Origin of the sequence: Streptomyces hazeniae, assembly GCF_031845485.1 — a bacterium.
Lineage (GTDB): Bacteria > Actinomycetota > Actinomycetes > Streptomycetales > Streptomycetaceae > Streptomyces > Streptomyces hazeniae.
Genome location: NZ_JAVREQ010000034.1, coordinates 23,245 through 38,343, shown reverse-complemented (window position 1 = coordinate 38,343; position 15,099 = coordinate 23,245). Strand labels below are relative to the sequence as shown.

Sequence of the window (15,099 nt, the reverse complement as noted above, 5' to 3'; positions counted from 1 at the left end):
GGCACGTAGTTCGCCGCCCTTGGTACGCGCTGGACTGGTAGGCGGTCCGGGTGTGGTCAAGAGGAGGTTCCTTCAACAGGTACGGGTGCGGGCGGGGTTGGCGATGCGCTGGAGAGGCTGGCCGCTCCCGGAGCGGATCACGGACAGTGCCGACATCGGCGACCGGGCCAACCGGGGCGTACCGTCGGCGCTCACCGGCCGGCCGAGGGCTCGGTCCCGGTGCAGGGGGTGGCGGGCGACGAGCAGCTCGCTGGCTGCCGAGCAGGCCCGTGCGTCCGCCCCGTATCGGGCTCCGTCGCTCGGCAGGCGCAACCTGGGGTCTCTTCGAAGCCGGCCTGGAGCAGGATCCGCCGGGCGGCGGCGTTGTAGCCGGTGGTGGTGATCTCGCCGGTGATGGTGTGCCGGATCGTCATGAACGGCTCTGCTGGTGGTTCGGGCACGGCGGATCTCCTATCGGTGGTGGCGGGAAAGCGGTGGGGTGTTGGGCGAAGGCGAGGCGGGCCCGGGCGAGGGCCAGGGTGGTGAGGGCGAGGGCGGCGCCGGCGGTGGGGAGGGCGGCGCCGGTCAGGGGGGTGTTGGCGTAGTGGCCTGCTGCGGTGGCTCCGGCGGCTTGTCCGGCGCCGATGGCGAGAAGCAGCCATGTGTACGCCTCGCTGGTGCGGCCCGGCGGTGTGAGGGCGTCGCAGGTCAAGTAGGACGAGGTGACGATCACGGTGAGGAAGACGCCGGGGAGCATGACCGCCGCGGTGGCCGCAGACGGCCCGGGCAGCAGCAGGAGGGGCAGCCAGGAGGCGGTGAAGGCGGCGGTTCCGGCGATCAGCTGGCCGGTGTGGGTGCCGGGCCAGGTCCGGGCGCCGTAGGCGAGTCCGCCGAGGAAGGTGCCGGCGGCGAAGGCGGCGGGCAGGGCTCCGGAGAGCATCTCGGCCTGGTGTCGTTCGGCCATGGCCACGCCGAGGACGTTGAGGGTGCCGATCGCGAACCCGACGCCTGCCAGCGACAGGCACAGGAGAGCGAAGCCGGCTCCCAGCAACCGTGCCGGTGACTCGACCGTCGGGTCCGGTTGTGTGCGCTGCCAGTGGCGGGAGGGCGGGGAGGTGGTGACGATGATTGTGCCGGCCATGCCGAGCGCGGCGGTGACCATCAGGGCGAGCGCGGGGCTGTGCAGGGTGGTGAGCGTGGCCACGAGCAGGGGGCCGGTGATGTAGAGGAGCCCCTGGCTGCCGGTGTCCAGCGCGAGGGCGACATGCCGGCGGCGGGGGTCGGGCAGCACGCTGGGCCACAGGGCCCGCAGCCCGGCCTCCAGTGCCGGCGCGGTCAGCCCGGCCATGACCACGGTCGCCATGATCTGCTTCGTTGTCGCGATGGGGCCGATCAGGGGCAACAGGAGCAGGGATGCGGAGTTCAGCGCTGCGGCCGGCAGGTGGACCGTGCGCTGCCCGTACAGGTCCATCAGGCGGCCCTTGAGCGGCTGGGAGAGGGCGAAGGAGATGCCGTACAGGGCGCTGAGCAGTCCGCCGAAGGCGAGGCCATACCCGGTGGCGGTGGCCCAGAGCACGAGTGCGACGGGGGCCATGCCCTGGGGCATGCGGCCGGTGAGGGTGCCGAATAGGAGGCGGGCGACGTGCGGGGTGCCCAGCACCGCGCGGTAGGTGACGCGCGGTGCCGGGGCCTGGGTGGCGGTCAGGGGCAACGAGGACTCTCGGGTCGGAGGAGGGGAGAGGGGGCGGGTCTACCGGCGCCGGGCTGCGGGCAGGGGCCCGCGCGGTGAGGCCCCGGCCGGCGGTGTGGCGCCCGGTGCGGCCGGACGGGGCGGTTGCGGCTGGGGGCGCGGTGTGCGGTGGGGCGGTAGGACAGCGACGGTGGCGCCGAGTTCCTCGGCCGCGGTTCGCAAGTGCTCGATGAGGCAGCCGAGCTGGTGCGCGAGAGAGTCGAACCGGGCGGTGAGCCGGCCCCCCTGGACGGTCGCCATTGCGGTGGAGAACTCGGCTGCGGTGTGCAGCAGTTCGCGCAGGTGGAGCATCGGGCCAGGGGCGTCGGGGTCGGTCTGCGCGGTCAGCAGCAGGGTCTCGGCCACGTCACCTGCGGCTGGTGCTTCGGTGATGTCGCGGAGCAGTTCCTGCAGCGACACCTCCGGCTCCAGGGCGGGCCGGTCGAACCGTGCCGCCTCGGGCCGCAGCACACCGGGCGGCACCGGCCGAGGCAGCGCCCGCCCAGCGGCGTCCACGTCGTCGTAGGCGCCGAGCACCCGCCAGTCGGGCCCGTCCGGGTCGCCGGCCCACGCCATGTCGTCCTCGAACAAGAAGGCGAGAGCGATCGGGGTGCCGTCGGGGATGTACCAGGACTCGACCGGGTCGAGATCACCGCGCCGCGCTCCGGCGGCGGCGCGGGCGTGGCCGGCATGCGAGCAGGTGTGGCCGCCGTCTTCTGTCCGGTCGTCTCGGTGCGAAGCCCGGGGTCGAGGTGCACTGGGTAGCGGGCGGCGGTGAGCATCTCGGCGGCCCAGGTGGCGTGCTCGTTCTCCCAGTCGCGTCCGAGGTCGAAGGGCAGCCGGATCCATTGACCGCGCAGCGCGGCTCGAAGAGGAATCCGGCGCGGCTGACGGTGGCGGCCAGATCGTCGAGCCGGCCGGTGACTTCAACTTCGCCGCCCGGGCCGCGGCGGACCAGATCGTCTCCGTGTCGGTCACCGGTTCCTTCCGCCGCAGATTCCGGTCAGGTGGACAGTCGGCGCGTAAGCCGGTTTCGGCGGCACTGGCCGGAGGGCCGACGGCGGCTGTGGGGATGACCGGCCCAGCTGTGGTGACCGGCTGGCCGCAGCTCGCGTCAATCGGCTGGGCTGCTTCGACGACTCCCGCGCCCGGGCCCGCTCTGCGGTCCCGAGGGGTAGGTCGGTGCGGACGGTGTAGCCGTGGCGCTGGAGGTCGAGCGCGGCCTGTGCGGCGCGGTCTCGTCCATCGCGTTCGGGGTCGGTGAGCCGGTACAGGCCCACTTCGCCGGGGACGGGCTCGAACTGTTCGTGGCTGAGGTACCAGTGGGCGAGGTGCTCTGAGACGGAGGCGGAGGAGACGGCGACGAACCCGTGCTTGTCGTCGACGCCGATACTGAAGTGCGGAAATTCGGCCAAGAGAATCCTTTCTGCATGCAGGGATGGGTCAGTGACGCGGAGGCCCGAACTGCCGGTTCGGCGAGCTGACGGGGACCGGCGGGCAGGCGGGGGTATCGGCACGTTGGTGCTCGACCTCGGCCTGCCGGTCGTGGACGGCGCGTTCGTAGGCGGGGAGGAACTGCTCGACGATCACCTGAGCGGCGTGGAAGGGGGAAGCCGGCAGGGCGACGCTGCGCGGGCAGTGCCGGCCTTGGTAGCCGTCGTCGAAGCCGGTTGGGGACAGCGACCCGAGCAGGAAGCCGCGCTCAGGCCCGGGACGGTCGATGAGCAGCAGTGTGTCGCCGGCGGCGTTGGTGAGGGTGGCGACGTGGGTGATGCGGGTGGTGCGCACGGCGCGGGCGAGGTCGCCGTCGTCCCACAGCCACGCGGCCAGGTCTCCCTGCCACGCGGGGTGGGCGTAGATCTCGATCTCCGCCTCCCACCGGCCGGGCAGCAGGCCGGCGATGTCGCCCGCGGTATCGCCGAGGAAGCCCCGGCTGCAAGTGGTGACGCTGGTGTCGTGGACTCGGGCGATGTGCACCAGGTCGGCGAGCGTCCCGCGGATGGCGTCGTGGGTCTCGCCGGGCAGGCGGTAGACGCCGTGCTCGTCGCGCTGGAACCCGGCCTTCGTCAGTGCCGTCTGGGCCCAGGTGTACTCCTCGCCGGAGGCGATGGCGACGACGCCCGTGTTGCGGCTGTAGGCGAGCGTGATCTGGCCGTCAGCCACAGGCGGCTGAACGGGAGGTGCGCGGCGTCGCGGACGTGCTCGGCGAGGCGGTTCGCGGCGGGGGTGCCGCGGTGTCCTGCGCGAGCCGGTGGCAGCGGGCGGTCCGAGCGAGCGGCAGCTGGTGGCCAGGCACGACGTCGCGGTGGACGTCACCGCTCGGGGTGGGTCGGGTGATGAAGGAGTGAGTCGCCACAGGGCCTCCTAGCGGGAGCGGTTGCGGCCCGCGGCAGGTGACTGCGGCGGAGGCGGGGGAACCTGCCCAGGACGGGCCTGTGGTGTGGGGGCGTAGGTGCGGGCGAGGTGGTCCTCGCCCAGGTCGGCGAGCTGGGCGCCGAGCTGCGCGAGTTCGCTGGCGCCACTGCGGTAGCGGGCCGCGAGATCGGGCTCGTGCTTGTCGCACCATTCGGCGGCGCATTCGAGGAACTGGTGCAGGGCGCCCAGGGCGCTGCGCCCGTCGCCGAGGACGGCCTCGGCGATGGCCTGGAACTCCGCCGCGGTGCGGGCCCGCTCCAGCTGCAGCGTCCATTCGGCCACGCCCGCCCCGGACTCGGCCAGGGCGAGGGCTTCGGTGAACGCGGCGGCGTCGTGTGCGGCCCACCGGTGCAGGTCGTCTGCGGTGGGTCGGCCGGTGCTGTAGGCGTGAATCTGTTCGGTTGTCCGGCCGACGTTGTCGTAGAGCTCGAAGTCGGGGTGTTGCAGGAGAACCTCCGTAGAGACGGCGGGGCGGGTCAGCGGGAGCGAGAAGGCGCCGGCTGGCTGGCGCGGGGCGGCACGAGGGCCGGTGAAGGTCGGGGTGCGGTGGGGGCGGGGCCGGCCTCTGCGCGGCGGAAGTCGACGCCGATGCCCTGGGCGGTGAGGTGCTGGACGACGGTGAGCAGCAGCTCGGCGCGTTGGGCGTCGCTGTAGGCGGCGGGCAGCAGAAACGCCGCCTGGTGCGGCGAGTTCTGGAAGCCCTGGATGTACAGGAGGTCGTGTACCTCGCGCGGCACGGTGGATTCCGGTGCGCCCACGGCACCGTCCGGGTAGAACACCAGCATCAGGCGCTTGTCCGGCTCGGCGGCGTGGGGCCGGTGCGGCGGCTCCGGCTGCTTGAGGGCGTACAGCTGCAGCGCGGCCAGCGCGAGGTGGTAGCGGTGCAGGAAGCGTCGGGAGAGTGCGGCGGCGGCGCGGACCGGGTCGGCGGGCACGGCGATGCCGTCCGGCGTCTTGATCCGGTCCATCTGGTGCGGCTTGAACCCTTCGGGTTCCAGCGCGGCGACGAGGAACTGGTCCTGGTGCCGAGGGCGGTCGATGATGTACAGGCGCTGCCAGACCGGCCCGTGCAGGATCGCGGCGCGGGGGATGACGCAGTCCGCGACGACTCCGTCGGTCAACCCGTGATCCCACACCTGCCCGGTGTGTTCGAACTGGTCGCGGTATTGGGCGTATGTGTGGTGCTCGGCCCGCCATGGCCCGCCGGGCAGGCGGGCGGCCACAGCGTCGGCGAAGTCGGTCAGGCTCGGGCGGCGTTCGATGTGACTCATGCGGGGTCCGGCCCGGTCAGCGGGTGTGAGCGGTGGCCGGTCGCGGCGGCACCGGCGCCGGGGCGGCCGGGAGCGTGGCTGGTAGCTCGGGGGGTGCCGGGGGCGGGGTGAGGGCGCGCATCCGAACGGTGGCTGTGTGCAGGTCCTCGCCCAGTGATCGGGTGTGGGTCGCGGCTGCGTTGAGTTCAGCTTCCAGGTCGAAGGCGTCGTCGTGTTCGGATTCCCGCACCTTCGCACCGGCGGCTTCGAAGAAGTCCGCGAGGGTGTCGAGGAGTCCGTCGCCGGGTTCGAGTACGAGGTCGACGAGGGTGGCTGCCGAGTCGAAGTCCTCGGTGGCGTTCAGCTCGTCGGTGAGCTGCTGCAGCAGCAGGGCGTGCCGGAAGTTGCCGGTGGGGTCGCTTGGTGTGGTGGTCAGGGTTGGCTCCCGATGGTCGTGTGGGGTGGGGCGTACGACGCCTGGCGGATCGCTCGTGCGCGATGAGTGCATGAGCGTGAAGCGATGTGAGAGGTGCGATCTGGTCATCGGTTAGGCCCGTGCCTGCCCTGCCCATGGGCGTATCCCTCGGCGTCTTGACGGGGCGGCAGCGGGCTCGCGGGCGCCCATCGGCTTCGCGCCAGTGGGCGGCCGGGTGTCGGAGGTGTCCTTCAGGGTTTGTGTTCCGGAGAGTTGAAGGTGATTGCTGCCGGGGCGGCAGGGCCTGGGGGCCTGTGTGCGGGGAGGCGGGACCGGTTACGCCGTGTCGTCGTCGAGGCAGAGGTCGTCGAAGGAGTTCTGCCGGTAGCCGAAGACGGATTCTTCGAGTGAGGAGAGCTGCACGCAGTGGGGGTTCGCCCGGTAGGCGTCGCTTCGGCTGCGGACGTATTCCTGCTTGTGTGCTTCTGCCGTGGCGGTCCGGACGAAGTTTCGCGAGGAGATTCGGCCCCACTCGGTCATGTCGGTGGCGGTGCTGTCTTCCATCCAGACCCAGATGCCGTTGCCGAGCTTCATGATGCTCTTGGGGTGGTAGAGCCCTTCGGTGGTGCGGTGACGGCGGGGACTGTGGCGTTCCCCGAGATCTCGCATCATGGCCTGGCCGGCCTTCTTGATCACCAGGCCGAGCAGTTCCTCGCGCGGAGCAAGCCGCTCGCAGAGTGCTTCGAGAAGCTCGTCTTGGTGGATGCGGCCGGTGTCGGTGGTGACCTGCTGGGCGGCCTCCAGTGCGATCTTCCGGAGAACGGGGTCGGAGGTGAAGTTCACGGAAGGTTACGCTCCTTCCACACCGAAGCCATTTCGGCCACAGCTGTGGTCGCATGCTCGATGACCTCTCGGGTCACGGCCCGGCCGGGCGGCGCGAACTCGGGGTCGTACAGGGCGAAGGTGCGGCTGCCCCGTACCTGAGCGAGCGAGGGCAGGACCTCGCACAGCAGTTGCGTGGCGACGCGGCGCTGGCGTATCTCCTCCTCCTGCCGGGCCCTGCGCTCCGCCCAGGCGCCCTGGAGAGTCAGTTCCCCTTCCTGCACGCGGGCGGCGAGGGCCGGATCCTCAGTGCGGAGCTTCGCCAACTGGGCTTCCGCGGAGGCGGTCTGCGCCTTCTTCTGCCGGGCGGTCTCGTAAGCGCGGTCCAACCCGACAGCTCCGCCGATCACGGAGTCGACGAGTTCGGGGGCGTACTGCCAGACGACGTTCGCCCGCCCGATGACGGCGCGTGCGACGCCGAGCTGCTCCTCGATGTCGCGAACGGTGTGTCCCGAGTCGGGACAAGCATCCTGTCCCGACTCGGGACGGGCCTCTTGTCCCGACTCGGGACAGACGTAGCCGAGGTTCGCGCGGGCTTTGACGGTGATCATTGCGCAGATGCCCTTGGAGAAGCTGCGGCGCTTGAGGTTGACGGACAGGCTGTAGGTGTCGGTGCCGGCGCCGTCGTAGGTCACGAAGGTCGGCTCGATGTGCAGGCGCTCGCAGGCGGCCAGCCGGCCGCGGCCGTCGAGGATCCGTTCTGAGCGGTCCAGGACGATGGGCTGGAGAAGTCCGTTCTCCTGGATGTCGTGCATGAGGACGGCCAGGTCGTCCTCGTCCAGCGGCGGGATCATGACGTTGGTGGGATGGGATTCGATGACGGGTCTCCGGGCGGTGGGTGGAGGAGGTGGGGTTCGCGAACGAAACGGTGCTGTCAGTGCATGCGGGCGTCGGTGTCGAAGAGGGTGCGTTCTCGGGGGTGGAGGAGGTGCTGGACGACGAAGCTGCGTCCGGCGACTTTCCACAGGCCGCGGCCTCTGCCGAGGTGGGAGATGGCTTCGGTCTCGACGGTGGTGAGGCCGAGGAGGGTGGCGGCGGCGTGGAGTTGGTCGGTCTCCTGGCGGTAGATGATGCGGGTGGAGCAGTCGGCGAGGAGTCCTTCGGCCAGGGCGCGGCCGCGGGAGCCTTCGTCGCCGGCGGTGAGCAGGTCGGAGAGGCGGTGGATGACCATGAGGTTGGCGATGCCCAGGCCGCGGGAGAGTTTCCACTGGGCCTGCATGCGCTGCAGGAGGCCGGGGTGGCGCATCAGGCGCCAGGCTTCGTCGTAGACGATCCACCGCCGCCCGCCACCGGGGTCGGAGAGGGCTGATTCCATCCACGCGGATGCGCAGGTCATGGCGAGGACGAGGGCGGTGTCGTCGCTGCCGCCGCTGAGGCGGGAGAGGTCGATGGTGAGCATCGGGGCGGTGGGGTCGAAGGCGACGGTGGAGGGGGCGTCGAACATGCCGGCGAGGTCGCCGTGGACCATGCGGCGCAGGGCGTGGGCCAGGTCGCGGGCCGCCTCGCCGAGCCTGCCGGACATCGCCCCGCCGGCCTCGTCGAGTGATGCGGGGTTGTTGAGGGTGGCTGCGACTTCGCCGAGCAGCGGCGTCCGCCCGTTCGTCTCGGCGGTGGTGACGACGGTGTCTAGGGCGACGTCGAGCGCGGTGTGCTCCATCGGCTGCAGGTCCCGCCCGAGCACGGTGCGGGCCAGCGACCCCAGGAGCAGCAGGCGCCGCTTGCGCACCTCCCCTTCCCACTCCCTCGCGGGGACGGAGTCCGGGCGTGGTGCGGCGTCGAGGGGGTTGAGCTTGCCGGGCAGGCCCGGGCCGATCGCGATGGAGGTGCCGCCGAGCGCTTCGGCGACCGGCGTCCACTCGCCCTTGGGGTCGCAGGGCACGTAGACGCGGTGGCCGAAGGCGATGCTGCGCAGGGCGAAGGACTTGGACAGTGCGCTCTTGCCCTGCCCGATGACGCCGGCGAGGAGCACGTTGGGGTTGGTGTAGCCGGAGACCTTGCCGTACAGGGTGAACGGGTCGAAGCAGAAGGAGGCTTCGGCGTGGACGTCGCGGCCGATGTAGAGGCCCTCGGCGCCGAGTCCGCCTTCGGCGAGGAAGGGGTAGGCGCCGGCGGCGACGGCAGTGGTCATGCGGTGGGCGGGCAGTTTGAGCCGGTTCCCGCGGGCGGAGGCCGGCCCCGGCCGCCCAGATACCGGGTACACCGGCCGCGAGTCATCTTGGCCGGCCTGGGCCGCGGTGTCCGACGCGTTCGTTCGCCCTGCAGCGGAGGCGGCGTCGGCGAGGTGCCGGCGGGTGGCCTTGAGCGCGGCGCGGTCGCGTCGCCCGCCTGGGGTGAATAGCGGACTGGCGCTTGTCCTACGGGACGGGCGGGCCATGGTTGCGTGCCTTCCAGGCGGGTCAGCGGGGGCGGGGGCGGGGGCCGGGGTCAGGTGGTGTGGCCGTGCAGCGGCGAGTTGAGGTCGCTGGCGGTGGTCTTGCGGCGCACGGTGTGGCCGGCGGCGAGGTGGCGCTGGCAGATCGTCAGCACCGGCGGGCCTTCCGGCAGCCGGTCGGGATCGCACTCGGCGCTGGTCGTGCCCTGCGCGGTGGCGGGGAGCATGTGGAAGGCGTTGTGCACGGCGGTGGTGGCCTGCCACAGCCGGGTGTGGGCGGTGGCCAGGTGCCGTCCGGCCGCCGGATGGGGCGGCCGGGTCGTGGCCGCGAGCCGGTCGATCAGCTGGTGGGCGGCGGTCAGGTGGGCGTGCAGTGCGTCCAGATGTGCGCGGTCCGCGGGCGGGCCTTCGTCGTCCTGGCGGAGGGCCCGGGTGTGGTGGCGGATGCCGGCGGTGGCGGCGCGCAGGTAGGGGTGCGCGTCACCCGCAGCGGGGGAGGGGGAGGTCAACGGGGCGGTTCCTTCCTGCCGAAGTCGCGGCAGGGCGTGGTTCACAGTGCGGTGCGGGCCAGGGGCAGGGCGGCGAGGGTGAAGGCGTCGGGCTGCTGGTAGGTCAGGCGCCGCAGGTCGACCTGCGCGGAGACGGCGGCGGTCTCGATCTGCGCGCACGCGGCGTCCAGGAGGGCGTTGGTGTCGGCGGAGACGGTCAGAAGGCCGGTGACGGCGACGTCGGCGTGGCCGGCGATGAGCTGGCGTTCGCGCTGTTTGATGTCGGCGTATTCGACGGAGTCGGCTTCGGAGTCGACCTGTCCGCGGCGCGCTCGTTCGTTGGCGTCGGCGATGATCGCGGCCTTCTTGCGCTGGACGTCCCGCAATGCGGACTCGAACCCTTGGGGTGCGTAGAGGAGGGAGAGGCTGCGGCGGACGCCGGCGGTGAACATCAGCTGGTGCAGGAACCCGGCGCCGGTCTCGGTGCGGGGCCAGTTCTCCACCCAGTAGGTGGTGTGCCTAGCGGTGTCGGTGGCCAGCCGGTCCCACTCCTCGACCTGCACCACCGGCCCGGCCGCGGCGGGGTCGGCTTCCGCCTGCCCGTGCTCGGACCACTGCTGCAACGCGGCGAGCGCCCCCGGGTCGTAGGCGGTGCGGATGACCGCGGCGATCTCCCGCGCGGACAGCCACCCCGTGACCATCAGCCCGCCGTTCCGCGCGGCCTGCGCGACCGATGCCGTGGTCTGCGCCATCACGGTGAACCCTCCGGTCATCCCGCCGCCGGCCTTCGATACGAGCCGTTTTGCGGCCTTCAGGTCGAGGCGGATGGCGAGGTAGGTCTCGTGCGGGGCGGCTGCCGGACCGGCGGAGGTGAGGAGTTCGGAGTAGACCTGTCCGGCGACGGGGGTGTCGGGCTGGCCGTGGTGGTTCCAGTGGCGGGCGAGGGTGTCGCCGGAGTCGGGCACGGTGCGCTCCAGCACCTGCACGGTCGCGACGTGTCCGGTTCGGGCCATGCCCGCCAGTGCCCGTCCCCACCCGGCGACGTGGCGGTTCTGCGTCGTCGGGTCGAGGAGCGCGAACGCGCGGGAGGAGACGCGGGCGACGGCGGTGAGGGTGTTCCGGTGCGGGTCGTGGACCGCGGCGGCGCCGTTGGCGGAGTCGCCGGGGGTGACGACCTTGAGCGAGGCGGCGTTGCCGGGCAGGTGCAGAAGTCCGTCGTGCTGGGGCCGGGAGGCGGGCCGGGCGAGCCACAGGGCCTGCCCGGAGCGGCGGCGCTGCGCGTAGCGGGCGACGATCGGCGCCCAGTCGATCAACGACCGGCCGCCTCGGCGGATCCAGGTCAGCGCGGCGACCGCCACCCACAGCGGCGTGAGCGCGAAGGCGCCGAGCAGCCCGGTGGTCACCACCGTCATCAGCAGCAGCGCGAGCGCCGAGGCGACGAGGGCCAGTTGGGGGAGGGAGAGGCCGAGGAGGATGCCGCGGCGGGAGCGGTGGGGGAACTTCACCGTGACCGGGGCGATGGAAGCGTCAGACAAGAGGCTGGTCCTGGGGGAGCGGAGCTCTCGGGGGCGGCAGGCGGCGTCTGCCGCCCCCCACAGAGCGTTGGGCAGGGGGTGTCAGGAGCCGGCCGGAGGCGGCGACGCGGCGTGTCCGGCCGAGTCGGCCTTGGATGGTGCGCCCTGCGGCGGCGGGGTCGTCGTCGGCGGCGCAACCGACCGGCCGCCTGCTGCACCTGACGAGGGGCTCCCGCCCACCTGACTGCTGGTGTCGTCACCGAAGCTGGTCGGCGGCGGCTGCACGACCTTCTCCAGACCAGCTACCGCAGACTGCCCGCCAGGGGAGTCCCCGCTCGGGCTGTTGTCGTTGCTGGTCGAGGTGGAGGCGATGTCGCCGGGGAAGCCACCCTCGCCGGGGATCTGGTCGGGGCCCTGCGGCGCTGCTGCGGCTCCGGCACCGCCGGTCGCGCCGCCGGTCGCTGCGGCGGCGGCCTTGCGTGCGGCGCGTTCGGCGTGCTGCTTGGCGAGCTGGGCACCGGTGCCGCCGGCGCGGTGGAGGGTTTCGCCGTCGGAGCCTTCGGCGGCCCAGTGCACGAACTTGAACGTGGCGTACGGGGTCAGCAGGACGAGGAGCATGATGACGATGCCGGCCATGACGTCGGCGAGCGCGGCGATCCCGTTCTCGGGCTTGGCGCGGCCCATGGCGGAGATGCCGAGCACGAAGACGATCGTCATGACCAGTTTGGAGGCGACCAGGGTGGCTGTGGCTTCGATCCAGCCTCGGCGCCAGCGCCGTGTGGCCTCCCAGCCGCCGCCTGCGCTGGCGAAGACGGCGAGGGTGACCAGGACGAGGATGCCGACCTTGCGGACCATCATCACGCACCAGTACAAGAAGGTCCCGGTCGCCGAACCGAGGGCGACCACGGTCATGACCAGCCAGCCCAGCTGGTTCAGCGCGCCGAGCTGGCTGACCTTCGCGATGCGGCGCACGGCGGACTCGATCGACAGCCCGGCGGATTGGAGCAGGCCGGCGCACAGGGCGTCGACGACTTCGATCGCGACGGTGGTCAGTGCGATGGCCGAGAAGGCGAACAGCACAGCGGAGGCGGTGCCGGTGAACGCCTGCGCCAGAGCCCGCCCGTCGCGTTTGACCGCGGCTCGCACGAGCTGGGCGCAGAAGGTGGCGACCAGCAGGACGAGGCCGATGGGCAGGATCGTCTCGTAGTTGTCGCGGAACCAGGCTGCGTTGAGGTTGACGCGGGTGGTGGTGTCGACGGCCTCGGCGGCGAGGTCGGCGGCGGTGGCGGCGAGTTCACCGGCGGACTTCGCGATCCAGTCGCCGATCGCCTGGCCCGGGTTGGTGGCGAAGTCGACCGCGTCGCCGACCGCGCAGACGCTGTCTGCGAGGGGAAGGTCACAAAACCCCATGGGGCGGTCTCCTTAAGATCAGGGCGCGACGCGTGGGGCGATGGCCACGAGCGAGCAGTCGGAGGAGGGGCGGCACTGGACGGCGAGGGTGATCGCGCGGTCCTCCGCCCCGGCGCCGCCGCCGTCCCAGGCGATGCGCTGCCGGCCGGTGACGGTCACGGCGTAGATGTACGCCTCGGTGATCGCGGCGGGGTCTTTGGCCAGGGCCTGCTTGAACGCGTCCGGGTAGTGGGCCTCGGCGACGGTGGCGGTGGCGTGCTGGTCCTGGTCGGCCATGCGCGACCACAGCACCGGATCCGGCACCCGGGCCGAGACGGAGGCGAAGTCGCGGTATTCCTCCTCCGTGGTCAGCCACTCCTTCATGCCGGCCAGCTGCTTGTCGCGGCCGGTGCCGCGGGTGTCGTAGGACCACAGCATCCGCGCGGCGGCCTTGGCGAACTCCACCGGATCCGAGACCCGCGGCGGTGCCGGAACCGACCCCGGCCCGGAAGCCGGGGTGGGGTCAGGTTTCGGCGGTGTGGAGCTGGCCGGCGCCGTGGGAACGGGAGTGCCGCCATCGTCGGGCCCGGTGAGCCATGTCGTGGCGGCGGCCAGGGCGAGCAGGCAGGCCAGCCCAGCGGCGACCAGTGCGATACGGCGCTTCGCCGGCCGGCCACGAGCCGAACGCGCGAGGTTCGGGAATCGTTTCGGCATCACTGGACCTGGGAGCCGAGGGCGGAGAAGAACGCGACGATGCCGTTGGCGGCGCCGAGGCCGAGCGCGGCGCCGGCCGAGACGACGGCGCCCTTCTTGCCGTTGGCCTCGGCCTGGTGGCCGCCGGAGTGGTGTCCCCACGCCCACACGCCGAGGGAGACGGCGAGCGCGCCGACCACGGCGATGATGCCGAACAGGTTGATGCTGGAGACGACGTTCTTCAGGACCGACAGGCCGGGGAGGCCGCCGCCCTTGGGGGAGATCCCCGGGTCGTAGGCGAGCTGCAGGAGGTGATCGGCGAGCGGTGACATGGGTATGGCGGGGCACTCCTTGGCGTTGCGCAGGCCGAACGACGGGGCCCGGCAGGCAGGGCAGAAGGGGGATGAGGCGCGAGATGCGCGAGAAGTGGCAGGTGCGGCGTCAGGCGACGCGGCGTGCGGCGAGCACGGTCCAATCCGCGAGCGGGGTGATCCGGACGGGCTTGCCGGTACGGGGGGCCTCGATGACGAGCCCCTCACCGAGGTACATGCCGACGTGCTCCGGGCGGGCGGCGCTTCCGCGGCTGAAGATCAGATCGCCGGGCCGCAGGCGGTCGGCGGGGACGGCCTTGCCCTCGCCCACCTGGGTGTAGGTGGTGCGGGTCAGCTCGATGCTGGCGTGCGCGTACGCCTGCTGCATCAGCGAGCTGCAGTCGCAGCGGCCCATCGGGTCCGGGCCGCGCGGGGCCGTACACGAGCCGCCCCACTGGTACATCGTTCCCAGCTGCCGCATCGCCCAGGTGATCGCCTTCGCGGCGCGCGGGTCGGCGCTTCTGGGGATCGCGTAGCCCTCGGGGACGGCGCCTTCGGGGATAGGCCCGTACTGCGTCCCGTCTTCGGCAGTGCAGCCCGGCGGGCCCGTCTCGGTGCCGTCGTCGGACGCCGGGCCACTGCCGGGGCCGGTTGCTGGGAGGGTCTTTCCGATGGCCTGCTGCAGCGCGGTCGCCAGGGGCTCCCACTGGGCGTACGCGTCCGGGAAGGCGGAACGCTGCACCGCCTGGGCGGCCTGGGCGATGGTCATCTGCTGCCAGCCGGATGTGTCCAGGAGAGCCTGGTAGAAGCGTTTGCTGGCGTGGACGGGGTCGCGGATCTGCGCGGCGGTGCCCCAGCCCTGGCTGGGGCGCTGCTGGAACAGCCCCAGGCTGTCCCGGTCCCCGTAGGCGAGGTTGCGCAGCCTCGATTCCTGCATAGCCGTGGCGAGCGCCACGACCTGCCCGCGGCCAGGGACGTCGAGGCTGATGCCGGTGGCCACGATGGTGCGGGCGTGGGGGAGCTGCTGCTCCGGCAGAGTCAGACCCTCGACCGTGACGTCGCCGGGATCGGCGCCGTCGAGGAGCTTGTCGACCTGCCGGCTGATCTTGCCGGCGTCCGGGCCGGTCAGGCACTGGCCGGCCTGCTGGGCGGCCTGTGCGGCGGCGGCCAGGCTCAGAGCAGTGCCGGCGAGGAGGAGTGGGGATAGGCAGACGACGCCGATTCCGGCGGCGAGCGCCTTCAACCGGATCGGCTCCGATCGAGGCCCGGCAGACGGGTTCCGGGCAGGGGCGGGTGACGAGACGTCATCGAGGTGTCCTCCGAATGGACGCGTGGCGAGCGCGGGCCACAGCGTGATGGGGTTCGAGAAGGGGGCACTGCATGGGCGGGGTGCCGCGGCCCGGCAGCCCCGTGACCGGAGATCTGAGCAGAACGTGGGGAGTGTCTGCGAGGCAGGTTCGGTGTGCTCCGGGGCAGTTCCAAAACAGTAGACGCCGATCCCCGGTTGGCCAAAAAGCCGAGCCCGAAGGCCGGGGTGCGGGGCGCTATTTCGGCAACCGGGGATCGGCTTCTATCCTTGTGGGAACTCCCTCGCCTCCCGGTCCGCTGACGCTTGGCTACTTCGTGCCTTCAAATCGCGATGCCGGGATTCCTGCTGCGACGG

At 72.1% G+C, this 15,099-nt stretch carries 17 protein-coding genes; 1 reads left to right on the top strand and 16 read right to left on the bottom strand.

The window, feature by feature from the left end; genetic code table 11:
- Positions 1–191 precede the first annotated feature (191 nt).
- From RM572_RS26565 to RM572_RS26555, 3 genes are read right to left on the bottom strand one after another with little or no spacing between them, the layout of a single operon-like run.
- Positions 192–413, bottom strand: coding sequence for a hypothetical protein (locus RM572_RS26565; protein ID WP_311675943.1), 222 nt, complete (start codon positions 411–413; stop codon positions 192–194).
- Positions 410–1,690 (bottom strand): MFS transporter, encoded by a 1,281-nt coding sequence (locus tag RM572_RS26560; protein ID WP_311675923.1) that lies wholly within the window; start codon positions 1,688–1,690, stop codon positions 410–412. The genes RM572_RS26565 and RM572_RS26560 overlap by 4 nt, the downstream gene beginning before the upstream one ends.
- Before the next feature lie 39 nt (positions 1,691–1,729).
- Positions 1,730–2,299 (bottom strand): hypothetical protein, encoded by a 570-nt coding sequence (locus RM572_RS26555; protein WP_311675922.1) that lies wholly within the window; start codon positions 2,297–2,299, stop codon positions 1,730–1,732.
- 608 nt (positions 2,300–2,907) lie between these two features.
- On the opposite strand from RM572_RS26555, the gene RM572_RS26550 reads away from it, so the two are divergent.
- Positions 2,908–3,048, top strand: a complete 141-nt coding sequence (locus RM572_RS26550) for a hypothetical protein (protein WP_311675921.1) — start codon at positions 2,908–2,910, stop codon at positions 3,046–3,048.
- A 103-nt stretch (positions 3,049–3,151) separates the two neighbouring features.
- Here the strand turns inward: RM572_RS26550 and RM572_RS26545 are convergent, their stop codons facing one another.
- The 13 genes from RM572_RS26545 to RM572_RS26485 all read right to left on the bottom strand — a co-directional run bounded on the left by RM572_RS26545 (position 3,152) and on the right by RM572_RS26485 (position 14,679).
- The gene (locus tag RM572_RS26545) at positions 3,152–3,871 is read right to left on the bottom strand and encodes a hypothetical protein (protein WP_311675920.1); all 720 of its coding nucleotides are present in this window, start codon (positions 3,869–3,871) and stop codon (positions 3,152–3,154) included.
- A 201-nt stretch (positions 3,872–4,072) separates the two neighbouring features.
- Positions 4,073–4,405: a hypothetical protein gene (locus RM572_RS26540; protein WP_311675919.1), complete on the bottom strand. Its 333-nt coding sequence runs from the start codon at positions 4,403–4,405 to the stop codon at positions 4,073–4,075.
- Between the two features lie 194 nt (positions 4,406–4,599).
- Positions 4,600–5,394 (bottom strand): hypothetical protein, encoded by a 795-nt coding sequence (locus tag RM572_RS26535; protein ID WP_311675918.1) that lies wholly within the window; start codon positions 5,392–5,394, stop codon positions 4,600–4,602.
- A gap of 16 nt (positions 5,395–5,410) precedes the next feature.
- Entirely contained in the window at positions 5,411–5,881 is a 471-nt protein-coding gene (locus RM572_RS26530) for a hypothetical protein (protein ID WP_311675917.1), read from the bottom strand.
- Between the two features lie 243 nt (positions 5,882–6,124).
- Positions 6,125–6,631: a hypothetical protein gene (locus RM572_RS26525; protein ID WP_311675916.1), complete on the bottom strand. Its 507-nt coding sequence runs from the start codon at positions 6,629–6,631 to the stop codon at positions 6,125–6,127.
- Positions 6,628–7,464 (bottom strand): ParB N-terminal domain-containing protein, encoded by an 837-nt coding sequence (locus tag RM572_RS26520; protein WP_311675915.1) that lies wholly within the window; start codon positions 7,462–7,464, stop codon positions 6,628–6,630. Before RM572_RS26520 ends, RM572_RS26525 begins: the two co-directional genes overlap by 4 nt.
- Positions 7,465–7,544: 80 nt before the next feature.
- On the bottom strand, positions 7,545–9,044 hold the full coding sequence (locus RM572_RS26515) for a VirB4 family type IV secretion system protein (RefSeq protein WP_311675914.1): 1,500 nt from the start codon (positions 9,042–9,044) through the stop codon (positions 7,545–7,547).
- Positions 9,045–9,094: 50 nt separating this feature from the next.
- Entirely contained in the window at positions 9,095–9,550 is a 456-nt protein-coding gene (locus RM572_RS26510) for a DUF6238 family protein (RefSeq protein WP_311675913.1), read from the bottom strand.
- A gap of 41 nt (positions 9,551–9,591) precedes the next feature.
- Entirely contained in the window at positions 9,592–11,064 is a 1,473-nt protein-coding gene (locus RM572_RS26505; RefSeq protein ID WP_311675912.1) for an SCO6880 family protein, read from the bottom strand.
- 81 nt (positions 11,065–11,145) lie between these two features.
- Entirely contained in the window at positions 11,146–12,453 is a 1,308-nt protein-coding gene (locus RM572_RS26500; RefSeq protein WP_311675911.1) for an SCO6881 family protein, read from the bottom strand.
- Positions 12,454–12,471: 18 nt separating this feature from the next.
- The gene (locus RM572_RS26495) at positions 12,472–13,146 is read right to left on the bottom strand and encodes a hypothetical protein (protein WP_311675910.1); all 675 of its coding nucleotides are present in this window, start codon (positions 13,144–13,146) and stop codon (positions 12,472–12,474) included.
- Complete coding sequence (locus tag RM572_RS26490; RefSeq protein WP_311675909.1) at positions 13,146–13,457, bottom strand: DUF6112 family protein; 312 nt, start codon at positions 13,455–13,457, stop codon at positions 13,146–13,148. Before RM572_RS26490 ends, RM572_RS26495 begins: the two co-directional genes overlap by 1 nt.
- A gap of 109 nt (positions 13,458–13,566) precedes the next feature.
- Positions 13,567–14,679, bottom strand: coding sequence for a C40 family peptidase (locus RM572_RS26485; RefSeq protein WP_311675908.1), 1,113 nt, complete (start codon positions 14,677–14,679; stop codon positions 13,567–13,569).
- Positions 14,680–15,099: the final 420 nt, after the last annotated feature.